Source organism: uncultured Ruminobacter sp. (genome assembly GCA_902764345.1).
Taxonomy (GTDB): domain Bacteria; phylum Pseudomonadota; class Gammaproteobacteria; order Enterobacterales; family Succinivibrionaceae; genus Ruminobacter.
The window spans coordinates 32358-44701 of the sequence record CACWVT010000031.1 but is presented as its reverse complement, the minus strand read 5'-3'; the positions used below and the strand labels follow the sequence as shown (position 1 = coordinate 44701).

The window sequence follows — 12344 nt, the reverse complement described above, 5'->3', positions numbered from 1 at the left end:
TAACGACCTTCATTCAATGTATGTAGTAAATTCATTCAATGTATGCGGTAAATCCGTTTCTGTTTTATTAACATCTACAGTTTACACGGTAAATCCACGATTTACATTCATTCGTGGAGGTCGTTTCATATTGTCTTTAGGATGCTTTGTATTCGTTCTTTATGGTTCATTTCCCGGACTATATAACAGTCTGACAGGCAAATTACCATCAGGTTTTGCTGACGGCTCAGGATTAGTGGTAAAGGTAATAAATAACAGTAAAAATCCGGACAGTGTCAGAACTGATAATGATCTTACAAGAAAAATATCATGTCTTGCCCTCGTTGATATTGACCATAAAACCACTGCAATCCCGTCCGACAGAACATGGTTAACCGATATTGCATGTGACGTTAAGGAAGGCGAGAAGCTGAATTTTGCTTATCTCACCAAAAAGGCTCAAACATTCACGGAAGAACTGCAGTCTGATGCAATTATGTACGCCACATACCAGTCTTCCATATTTCCGAAAGAAAGACTGAGCGTAAAGCAGAAGAACTTCCACAAGAACATTTTATTTATGACAGTAGCCTTTCTGATTATCCTGCTCGGAATAGCTTACCGCATTGTAAAAGAAATGTCAGCCAGGGCAAATTTGAAAAAATTCACTCCTGTCACTCTGCACCTCAGACGATTAGATGCCGAAAATTTCAATGTGATAAACGAGCTTGCAGCTAATGAATTTACAAAATACGTGGCTCGCACTCTGGCTACAAAGTACCTTAAAAACGGAATTGACGGAAGCATGCGTCAATGCACCTTTTCAGGCAAATCATACGTTTCATTCTGCTACGCTGTAGCCAAAGCGGAACTGGCTGCACTCTGTGGTAAAACAACGGACAACGGAACGAATAATCAGGAGGACTCTATATTTTTCTATGGTCCTTGGATTGAGGAAGGAAAAGAACCGGCACCATCCATAGAAATCATTTTCTACGATAACAAAGCATCAGACTATCTTATCGTTGACAACAAATAACCTTCTGTACCAAGTTGATCAGTCCTAACTGATTACAAAATCAAAAAGCCCGGAAACAATGTGGCGTCCCTTACGAATTCTGGTTACCCCAGAGGGAACACTCAATGTTTTCCGGACTTTTCAGCCTCTGGTTACACATCTGAATGTCTGACTTCTTATATCAGGCAACTTCTAACAGTTAATCTGATTTTTTCTCTTTGAGTCATCGGAAAAATCAAGAATTCTGTTGTGTTGTTTTTCAAGTGTACTGCGATGACCTACACTTATGATGATGGACTCCTTCAGTTCATTCTTAAGCATTTCGTAAAGCTTAAACTCATTAGGTTCATCCATGGCGCTTGTAACCTCATCCATAAAAATGACATCAGGTCTGTTTATAACGGCTCTCAGGAAGGCGATACGCTGCTGTTCACCGAGACTGAGCACCATACTCCACTGATCTTCCGTATTCAGATTTGGAACAAGATACTCCAGTCCTACGCCGGAAAGCAGTTTTTCAAGGTATCCGTCATCATCAGAAACAGGTGACGGATAACATATGGTCTGAGCAAGGGTGCCCATAGGCATGTACGGTTTCTGACTTAAAAACAGAACCTTTTTTCCTTCAGGAAGCTTAACCATCCCCGTTGAATACGGCCATATTCCCGCTACTGCTCTAAGCAGAGTGGACTTTCCGACTCCGCTTGGTCCTTTTATAAGCAGTCTGTCTCCTGCTCTGAGAACCAGCGACAAATCATCTATGAGCGAAGTACCGTCCGGCTTGGTTATTGAAAGTTTATCTAACTCCACGTCATTGCCTTCATAGACCACCTGCGGCTTAGGAAGAAGGAGAGCTCTGTCCATACTCTTCTCAAACAGTGCCAGACGGTCAATAACAGCCTTCCACGTAGCCAGTTCCGGGAACAGTGACATTATCACGGACAACGAGTTATAAACCTGCCCGAATGCAGAATTTATCTGCATCAGACTGCCGATGGTAATCATCTTTGCAAAGTAAAGGGGAGAAGCTACAAGTATCGGAAAAATTACAGCCAGCTGATCACAGCCAAAGGTAAAAAACTCCAGTGCCTTTGTTCTATTAATGAGGTATATGTAGTTCTTAACAACATCACCAAAGTAACTGGTTAATCTTTCTTTTTCCTCTGATTCCCCCTTATATAAAGCAACCGCTTCGGAATTTTCACGCAAACGGATGAGCGAATAACGGTAGTCAGCCTCAAAACGCTGCTGTCTGAAGTGAAGCAGCGCCAGCGGCTTACCGATTATAAAGGTTATCAATGTACCGCACACGGCATAAATCAGAGCCAGATAGAACAAATATCCGTCAGGAAGACTAAAGGTATATCCTGCTACTGAAACATTCTCAACTCTTTCCGACAGTCCCCAGAGAATTATCGCAAATGTCACCAGCATGGCACTCGATGTAATCAAACGGACAATTATGCCGATAGTTAGAGTAACAAAGCTGTTAAGATCCTCAGCGATACGCTGATCCGGATTATCGGTCTTCTGCTCGGTCAGCTGAAGTCTGTAATATGTGCTTTCATTGAGATAACGATGCGTATAGTATGAGGTAAGCCATTTACGCCAACGGATGCTTAAGGCCGAAATTACATATGATTTGTAAACAACATTACATACATGGAGTGTGGCAAGGAACAGAAACAGACAAAGACCGCCGTAAAAGCCGTCCATGTTATAACTCTGAACATTGTCCCAGAATTCCTTATACCAGTCGTTGAACATTTTAGCCAACACAATGGTAGCAGCGGTAAACATCAGTATCCCTATGAACTGAATCCAGCCAGGAATACTTTCCCTTGTTTTCCAGTAAGGTAATGCTATTTTAAAGAAAGCCCCTACAGACTCACAAAGACGCAGACTTTCATGTCTGTCAGGATTGCTTCCGTCATGATTTCTGGCTCCGAAAATACTGAAGATCGGAGACTTTTTTCTGCCTTTTTGGCTCATATTAAAGGACCTCAAAATTAATTTTCCGGAAATTCCGGTTTTCTGCAGACACGTGTAAATACTCTATCTGCCGGCAACAACGCATCGGTATGACAGACAGCATAAACATAATACATTACTCATAAACATATGTCTGAAGACAAAAAAATAAGCAGTACAGACATTACATCCACTGCTCTCACAATTCAATCAGCAAAGTTTTTGCTGTCAACGGCACACACAAATCCCCCCTTCATCCTGTTCCACATTAAATTAACATGTGGCAACAAAATTCAAGGGACTAATAATTTCATTGTTCCAAAACACCAACGATACGCACGTAAATTACTCTTCAAACTTAATTCCGTATTTACATGAACGCTGATCGATGACTCTTACAACCTTTGCCTGTGCATCAATATGCGGCATGTCATCCTCATCTTCAGATATAACCTGAATGGCATCACCGACTTCGAGCGAACCATTTTTCAGTATTAAAGACATACCTGTAGCACTAAGGTCCAAACACTTCGCATCATAAACAGCATCCTGCCGTATCACCCGACATTCAATCGGCAACTCAACCCGAATAAATGTTCTTCTTTCCTTGTTACCCGTCATCTTGGTTCCAAATGCTAACGATTAGTAAAATTATAGATATTATATATATATTTTCGGGAATGAAAATCCCCTTCCGAGCACAACCGCTCTATTTTATTTTTATACAACATATCCCCACAAAATTGAATTTTAAATTGCCAAATTTTGAATTCCTTACAAAAAAAATAAAACATTCCCTCCACTGTTGTTGATATATCTCACATGTTTATCCGTACTTCCCTTTCTGACGCTGGGGATAAATTTGATATAAGAATCCAGATATATTTCTTAAAGCCTTTACAGTCAATGGTTTCACGGATTCTAATAAACAAGAAGCGGAGAAAATATTTCTCCGCTTCTCATTAAAAATTCGCAGCAGGCAGGCTGCCTGCCGAAAATATCGGTATCGAAACTAAATCCAGGACTTCAGTTTTGATTCAAACGCTGAAATTTCACCTTCATGCTGCAGTGTCAGACCAATATTGTCCAGACCGTTTAAGAGACAGTAACGTCTGAAACTGTCAAGGGTAAAACTAAATGTCTTATCGTTGCACTTAACCAGCATGTTTTCCAGATCGACAACAATCTTCTGTCCCTCATGAGCATTGATTTCCTTATGCAGGATATCAACCTCCTCTGCAGTCAGCTTCACGAGAAGCAGACCATTGTTAAGAGAGTTGTTGTAGAAAATATCCGCAAAACTTGAGGCAATAATCGCCTTGAAGCCGTAATCGGCAAGAGCCCAAGGTGCATGTTCACGGCTTGAACCGTTACCGAAATTTTCACGGGCAACCAAAATGCTGGCACCGGCGTATCTCGGATAGTTCAGAATGAAGTCAGGATTAGGAATGGTACCGGCTTCATCCAGATAACGCCAGTCATTGAACAGGTGCTTACCGAACCCCTGTCTTGATACGGCCTGAAGAAACTGTTTAGGAATAATCTGGTCGGTATCAACATTTGCAGCATCAAGAGGTACTGCCAAACCTTCATGGCAAACAAACTTTTGCATATATCCTATCTCCTAAAAATTTCTTACGTCTACAAGATGACCTGCGATAGCCGCTGCCGCTGCCATTGCCGGGCTGACAAGATGGGTTCTTGAGCCTCTGCCCTGTCTGCCTTCAAAGTTACGGTTTGAGGTTGAGGCACAACGTTCACCGCTAGGTACCTTGTCACTATTCATGGCGAGACACATTGAACATCCAGGAAGACGCCATTCAAAACCAGCGTCCAGAAATATCTTGTCAAGACCGAGCTTTTCTGCGGTATCCTTTACTTCCTGAGACCCAGGAACCACGATTGCCTGTACGTTAGGTGCAACCTTTCTTCCCTTAATAACTGCCGCTGCAGCCTGAAGGTCTTCAAGACGGCCGTTGGTGCATGAACCGATAAACACCTTATCAATTGATACATCCGTAATTCTGGTATGCGGTTTGAGATCCATGTATGCCAGAGCCTTTTCGCATGAAAGCTTTTCAATCTCATTATCAAAGTCCTCAGGCGCAGGAATCAGACCGTCAATACTCATACCCTGTCCAGGATTTGTGCCCCATGTAACCATAGGTTTGATTTCAGAGGCATTAAGGGTAACAACGGCATCAAATACGGCATCATCGTCAGACTTTAATGTCTTCCAATAGGCTACCGCCTCATCCCATACGTCATCCTTAGGAGCAAATGGTCTGCCCTTAACGTAGTTGAATGTTGTCTCATCTGGTGCAATTAAACCGACCTTCGCACCCATTTCAATAGCCATATTTGAAAGAGTCATACGACCTTCCATGGTTAAATTTCTGATGGCTTCACCACAGAATTCCACGGCATAACCTGTACCACCGGCAGTACCGAGCTTGGCACATATTGCAAGAATAATGTCCTTTGCGGAAAGATCCTTGCCGAGAACACCGTTTACCTCAATTTTCATGTTTTTCAGACGAGCCTGCTTAACGGTCTGGGTAGCCAGAACATGTTCAACCTCTGAAGTACCGATACCAAAGGCAAGAGCCCCGAAAGCACCATGAGTAGCGGTATGAGAGTCACCGCAGACTAGAGTTACACCAGGGATGGTTACACCAATCTGAGGTCCGATTACATGAACGATACCCTGCCACTTATGGCCTAACGCATAAAGAGGAACACCGAACTTGGTACAGTTATCAATCAGAGTCTGCATCTGAATACGGCCCAGTTCACCGCATGCATCTATGCTGCTGGACAGAGTGGATACGTTATGATCCATGGTAGCCCAGGTTCTGTTTGGTCTGCGTACCTGACGGTGATTGTATTCGAGACCGGCAAAAGCCTGAGGACTGGTTACCTCATGCAATAAGTGACGGTCAATGTAAAGAATAGGTGTTTCACCTTCGTTCTCTGATACGATATGAGCATCATAGAGCTTTTCGTATAAAGTCTTACCCATTTTTATAATTCCTTAACCTTTTTAGCAATTAAATCACCCATTGCACTGGTACTCTGAACTTCGTGCTTGCTTGCACCGCTGGCCATAAGATCTCCGGTCAGATAACCTTCGGCAAGAACGGCAGATACAGCATTTTCGATTGCCTTAGCAGCATCTTCAAGCTTAAAGCTGTAACGAAGCATAAGAGCTGCAGAGAGGATCTGAGCAACAGGGTTTGCAATGTTCTTTCCTGCAATGTCAGGAGCAGAACCGCCGGCAGGCTCATAAAGGCCAAAACCGTCCTCGTTAAGGCTTGCACTAGGCAACATACCCATTGAACCGGTGATCATTGCACATTCATCGGAAAGAATATCACCGAACATGTTGTTGCATAAAAGGATATCAAACTGAGAAGGATCCTTAACCAGCTGCATGGTGGCATTGTCAATATAGATATGGTTAAGTTCAACGTCTGGATATGACTTATGTACTTCAGATACAACTTCTCTCCAGAGAATTGAACTCTGCAGTACGTTTGACTTATCTACGGAAGTAACCTTGTTTCTGCGCAGACGTGCTGATTCGAAAGCGATCTTTGCAATTCTTTCGATTTCAAAACGATGATAGATTTCAGTATCATAAGCTTTTTCTTCAGCACCTTCGCCTTCTCTGCCCTTTGGCTGACCGAAATAGATACCGCCGGTAAGTTCTCTTACGCAGACCATGTCAAAGCCCTTTGCGGAAATATCCTCTCTTAACGGAGAAAGGGTGTTAAGTCCCTGGTGAATCTGAGCTGGTCTTAAATTACAGAAAAGCTTGAAATGCTTACGTAACGGAAGAAGTGCACCGCGTTCAGGACGCTGATCCGGAGGAAGATGATCCCACTTAGGACCGCCTACGGAACCGAAAAGAATCGCATCGGATTCTTCACAGGTCTTCAGGGTTTCTTCAGGAAGCGGGCAGCCACATTCATCAATGGCCTTACCGCCGACAAAACATTCTCTGAATTCAAAAGAAAGATTGAATTTTTCTGCTGTTGCCTTTAATACCTTAACGGCCTGCTCCATTACTTCAGGACCGATACCGTCGCCGGGTAAAACTGCAATACGTAAATTATCAGACATCTCAAAATCTCCGAGGCACAGCAACACTGCACCCATAAATACTGTAGATCCAATACATTAAAAACATAAAAATAAGACTCGGGGTACTCCCGAAGTCTTACTGAAAAAAATTATTATGCAAACTATATCATAAAAGGCTTTTACAGTCGCTTTTTATTAATAAGCGGGAGATTCCGTCATGCTCCCATGACATCATGAATCACCTTCTGCCTTATGCGGAGAAAGACTCATGCTGACGGAAACAGCCGCACAAAAAAAATTACTGCAGCTCTATACCGGCATGTTTCTTCTCTTCCACAAGATCAGACTTATAAATTGAATTGCATGCATGAATCATTGCCAAAGCCGAAGCCTGGATTATATCCGTTGCAAGCCCCATCCCATGGAACACCCGCCCCTTATAGTTAACAATTATTGATACCTGTCCAAGTGCATCAATTCCCTGTCCCTTAGCCTTGATCTCATAAGTCTTAAGCTCAATGTCATAACCGGTAAGCTTATAAATAGCCTTGTAGAGAGCATCAACCGGACCGTTACCGACGGCAGCTTCAGTAAGAACAGTATCACCCACACTCATCTTGATGCTTGCAGTCGGCATCACATTTGAGCCCCCGCTCAACACGGAAAGATACTCAAGTCTGTATCTTTCCGGTTCGTCGCGCAGATTACTGAAAAACAGCAGAGCCTCAAGATCGTAATCAAAAACCTGGCCCTTAACGTCTGCCAGATCCTTGAAACGTCTGTATACGTTGTCAAGATCATAGCTTCCTTCTGGATAACCGAGAGCGGCAAGTCTGTGGGCAATGATGTGACGACCGGATCTTGCGGTAAGGTTCATGGTGTTTTCCTTAAGTCCCACACTTTCCGGAGTGATAATCTCGTATGTATCCCTGTTTTTAAGTACACCGTCCTGATGAATGCCTGAGCTGTGAGAGAATGCGTTGGCACCGACAATGGCCTTGTTAGGTGCTATAGGCATGTTGCACAGCTGACTTACAAGACTTGAGGTTCTGGTTATTTCCGTGCAGTTTATTCCGGTATGAAGATTAAGAATTCTGTTGCGTGTCTTAATCGCCATGACTACTTCTTCCATGGAACAGTTACCCGCACGCTCCCCTATGCCGTTAACGGTACACTCTATCTGACGGGCTCCTTTCACGACCGCACTTATGGAATTAGCCGTGGCCATTCCCAGGTCATTATGGCAGTGGACACTGATTCTGGCCTTATCTATATTAGGAACACGATCAAAGAGCTGCTCTATGATGCCGCCAAACTCGAAAGGAAGAGTGTATCCCACGGTATCCGGAATGTTAATTGTGGACGCACCGGCATCAATGGCAGCCTCAACGATTCTGCAAAGATGATCTATTGGGGTTCTGCCCGCATCCTCGCACGAAAACTCCACGTCAGGAGCCTTATTTCTAGCATATCTTATGGCATTTACAGCCATATCCACAACTGATCCGAAATCCTTTCGCAACTTATCCTTAACATGAACGTCAGAGGTGGCAATAAAGCAGTGAATTCTGTAATTGTCACTTACTCTGAGAGCTTCATAAGCTGCATCAATGTCTTTTTCCACAGCTCTTGCAAGACCGCATACTGTACTGTTCTTTATTTCTCTGGCAATCATCTGCACAGAATCAAAATCACCGCGTGAGGAAATCGGAAAACCGACTTCCATAACATCAACACCCAACTGCTCAAGAGATTTCGCTATACGCAGCTTTTCCTTGAATGAAAGACTTGCTGACAGAGCCTGTTCACCGTCACGCAGGGTTGTATCAAAAATTATTACACGATCCGACATATGTATTTCTCACAACTTCGTGCCAGCAGGGATACCGCCGTCACTTTATCAATAATTGAATTTAAATATTACATGCAATTTTAATGTGCGCCATAAGATATGTCAAAACAGGAAAATACCCGCCTCTGGCCGGAGCCGTCTTTGTATAAAAAATCACCACTTAAAACACATCATTAAAGACCTGCGTCAAAAATCTTAAAGCAGAGTGAAACTTTTCCTAAAAATAATGTCGTAATAATAAGGACAGCCGCCTCCGATTCCAGAGACGGAAGATGTGAATAACGTTTTATAACAGCCTGTAAAAATACGGATAACACCATTTTTACAAACAAGTGTTATGTTGAAGTAAATTGCACCGACATGACCTTTTTGCGCCAAATTATTAGTGTAATTACGGTGCAATTATGTTATAAGTTATTAAATTTGTGCCCTGTTTCCGCTGACAAAATCACGTTCACACCGTTTTTCCGGCTATTTGTTCCGGACTCGGTGAGACATATTGATCCGCCATGCCGGAATATTCTGTACGGCACCGTCGCTCCGGGAATTAGCAGTGTTTGGGAGCATTCTCAGGTTCGACATATAAAATAAGATTGTGAATAAATAGTTTAAAAAAATGCTTATGATTGGGATTAAACATGAGTAATACTCACTCTGGCAAAGGCAATAATCAGAAGTCACACAAACCTGGTACCACCGCTGCAAAAACGGGCGGGATCAATAATCATGGCCGTCAACAGCACAAGGAAAAGGCAAGCACCGAAAATACCAGGACAGACAATGCCGGACAACACCTCCAGCCGGAAAATAAATCCCACATAAAAACACCTTCGGCAAAATCCATCTGGGCTCAAATAAGCAGCGACAGCGATTTTTTCACGGATACCGAACCGACTGACGGTCAGGACGGAAAGGATTCCATTTTATCCATTCCACGCCACCACATGTATGCAATATGGTCTCTTGTTACCATTGCATTAATCACAGCCATAATTCTGCCAGCCCCAGAAGAAATCTCAAACCGAAATGACTACACATGGGTATCGACAGGACGACTTCCTGACAGTCATCCCGGGATGGCCAGAAACATATTCTCCGATGAAGACGTAAACGCCACGGAAACTCTTGACAGTGAACCTATTCCTTTCAACGTTCTTTATGATGAGGACGAAAGCGAAAAATCAGATGATTCCGCCGATAATGAATGGTTTACCCAGACAGTTGTTCCCGGAGACAACATCAACAACATCTTCATGAGCTTAAACCAGCCGTTTGCGGTACTCAAGGCCATTGAACAGGTGCCGGAGTACGGTAAAAACATAAGATCCATCAAACCGAACGACAAGCTGTATTTTCTGTTTAACAATAAGATGCAGATACTTCAGCTGGTAAAACCTTACGATCGTCAGCACCAGCTGCGTTTCACCCGACCATCTCCGGATTCACTTGAATTCACCGCTGTTCTTGAACCTAAAGATGCGCATCTTGACAGTCAGAATGATGATGAAATCAAATCAACAACCGTAATAGCTGGACAGACCAAGCCTGAAGAGCAGCAGAATCAGGAAGACAAGAAAGAAACTGAAGCTACTCAGACTGCAGATTCTGGCAGCACGGGTAAGCAGCAGGATAACAGCGCTGAAGAAGCAAGAAAACAGCAGGAACTGGCAAAAAAGAAAGCCGAGGAAGAAGCCCGTCGCAAAGCCGAAGAGAAGAAGCTTGCCGAAGAAAAGGCCAGAAGAGAGCTTATCAGCAAACGTAAGGAACTCGTAACATTCAGCATACAGAAGGGAGATACTTTCGTTCAGGCTGCCCAGAGAGCCGGACTGACAAAGTCCGAAGCCTTAAAAATCACCCAGCTGTACAAAGGCCGAATGCAGCCTAAGAATCTGCGTCCTGGAGACGAGGTAAGGGTACTGTTTGCCTCAAGCAAACCAAACTCAAAGATTAATGCCGTATCAATTAAGTCACAGAAGAGCGGTCGACTTAACGCATTCAGAAATACTGCAAACAACTCATACTACGACGATAAGGGCACACATGCCAGAATGAGCACAAAATTCAACCGTTACCCTGTCGCCGGACCAATCCGCATTACCAGTAACTTCAACCCTCATCGCCGTCATCCGATTACAGGCAAAGTAAGACCTCATAACGGAACAGACTTTGGTGTTAAGGTTGGAACTCCAATTTTTGCTCCTGCCGACGGTATCGTAACCAAAGCAACCTTCCAGAGAGCAGCCGGTAATTATATCGTTATTCAGCACAGAGGTGACTACTCCACCGTATACATGCATCTGAGCAAGATTCTGGTAAAACCGGGGCAGAAGGTTAAGGCCAATGACAGAATAGCACTGAGCGGAAACACAGGAGCATCAACCGGTCCTCATCTGCACTATGAGGTACGTATTAAAGGTGTTCCGGTCAATGCCCTTAAGGTAAGCCTCCCAAGCACGGGATATGACGGAGACTCAGCATCAGAAAAGAAATTCAAGATTCAGATTGCCGAGTACAAGCGTAAAATGGGCATAAACTAACCTTCACAGCAGAGCCCCGTTATCAATCATATGATCTCAGTAACGGGGTTAATCCTAACAGTGAAGCTTTATCTTTTTCGATTGACCAAATAACAAGTAATTAACATGGCTTTCGCTTTTTCTCAATATTTCCTGAATTTAAACTACTCACAAAAGCCGATTAAAACCATGGTTTGCACCTCATAACAAACACCAAAACGCCTTTTGTATCAATACTTTCAGTAATTAGAAGTCTTTCACAATATAAGACTTTGCCGTCTTATTTTTTTAAATATTCCGCTCCGTAAACAGAATGAAAAAACGTTTTCATCTATACTGAAAAATAACATAGACGGATAACTTGTCACACGGAGGTGTTTATGTTGCTCACAACTCTTAACAGAACAAAACAGATCTCCTCTGGCCATCTGAAATGGATTGATGAGATGATCCATGCTCGGGAGCAATTGATTACCGCCTACTTCAAACTTCTCACTCTGCCTGTGGATAAGGATGACACTGCATCAAGAGATCTGCACCCTTCCTATGAACAGATGAACGAGTTCTGCAATCTGCTGGTCGACTACCTATCACGGGGACATTTCAAGGTTTATCCGAAAATTCTGACAATCATGGAAAACGTAAGCAGCCGACGAATGATTGTAGCCAGAAGGTTAATACCAAGAATAGAAAACACGACAGAACACCTGCTTAAGTTTGACGCCAAGTATGGAAAAGAACTTGACGAAGGAATTATGAGCAGTTGGCGGGAGGATCTGAGTTACGTTGGTCAGTGGCTTGAGATCCGCTTTAAACATGAAGACAGAATGGTAATTGCCCTACAGATTATGGACAATACCATCTCAGAGAGCGCCAAACAGGCCGAAAGTCAAAAAGCCGGTAAATAACCAGGATACAATAG

The 12344-nt window shown here is 43.3% G+C and carries 9 protein-coding genes; 3 read left to right on the top strand and 6 right to left on the bottom strand.

Annotated elements, in window-relative coordinates; all coding sequences use genetic code 11:
• On the top strand, positions 1–1018 hold a 1018-nt coding region (locus tag QZU58_RS06680), incomplete at its 5' end, for a hypothetical protein (protein ID WP_294495780.1).
• 171 nt (positions 1019–1189) lie between these two features.
• Here the strand turns inward: QZU58_RS06680 and QZU58_RS06675 are convergent.
• The 6 genes from QZU58_RS06675 to leuA form a co-directional block, all read right to left on the bottom strand.
• A complete protein-coding gene (locus tag QZU58_RS06675) occupies positions 1190–2989 on the bottom strand; it encodes an ABC transporter ATP-binding protein/permease (RefSeq protein ID WP_294495779.1) in 1800 nt (599 codons plus the stop codon).
• Between the two features lie 324 nt (positions 2990–3313).
• Positions 3314–3589: a PilZ domain-containing protein gene (locus tag QZU58_RS06670; RefSeq protein WP_294460270.1), complete on the bottom strand. Its 276-nt coding sequence runs from the start codon at positions 3587–3589 to the stop codon at positions 3314–3316.
• Positions 3590–3980: 391 nt separating this feature from the next.
• Positions 3981–4580: a 3-isopropylmalate dehydratase small subunit gene (gene leuD / locus QZU58_RS06665; protein WP_294460268.1), complete on the bottom strand. Its 600-nt coding sequence runs from the start codon at positions 4578–4580 to the stop codon at positions 3981–3983.
• A gap of 12 nt (positions 4581–4592) precedes the next feature.
• Entirely contained in the window at positions 4593–5990 is a 1398-nt protein-coding gene (gene leuC, locus QZU58_RS06660) for a 3-isopropylmalate dehydratase large subunit (protein ID WP_294460265.1), read from the bottom strand.
• A 2-nt stretch (positions 5991–5992) separates the two neighbouring features.
• Positions 5993–7093 (bottom strand): 3-isopropylmalate dehydrogenase, encoded by a 1101-nt coding sequence (gene leuB, locus QZU58_RS06655; protein WP_294460264.1) that lies wholly within the window; start codon positions 7091–7093, stop codon positions 5993–5995.
• 259 nt (positions 7094–7352) lie between these two features.
• On the bottom strand, positions 7353–8906 hold the full coding sequence (gene leuA / locus QZU58_RS06650) for a 2-isopropylmalate synthase (protein ID WP_294495778.1): 1554 nt from the start codon (positions 8904–8906) through the stop codon (positions 7353–7355).
• Between the two features lie 638 nt (positions 8907–9544).
• Here leuA and QZU58_RS06645 point away from each other — a divergent pair.
• Both QZU58_RS06645 and QZU58_RS06640 read left to right on the top strand, forming a co-directional pair.
• Complete coding sequence (locus QZU58_RS06645; protein ID WP_294495777.1) at positions 9545–11443, top strand: peptidoglycan DD-metalloendopeptidase family protein; 1899 nt, start codon at positions 9545–9547, stop codon at positions 11441–11443.
• 359 nt (positions 11444–11802) lie between these two features.
• Positions 11803–12330, top strand: coding sequence for an Rsd/AlgQ family anti-sigma factor (locus QZU58_RS06640; protein ID WP_294463415.1), 528 nt, complete (start codon positions 11803–11805; stop codon positions 12328–12330).
• Positions 12331–12344: the final 14 nt, after the last annotated feature.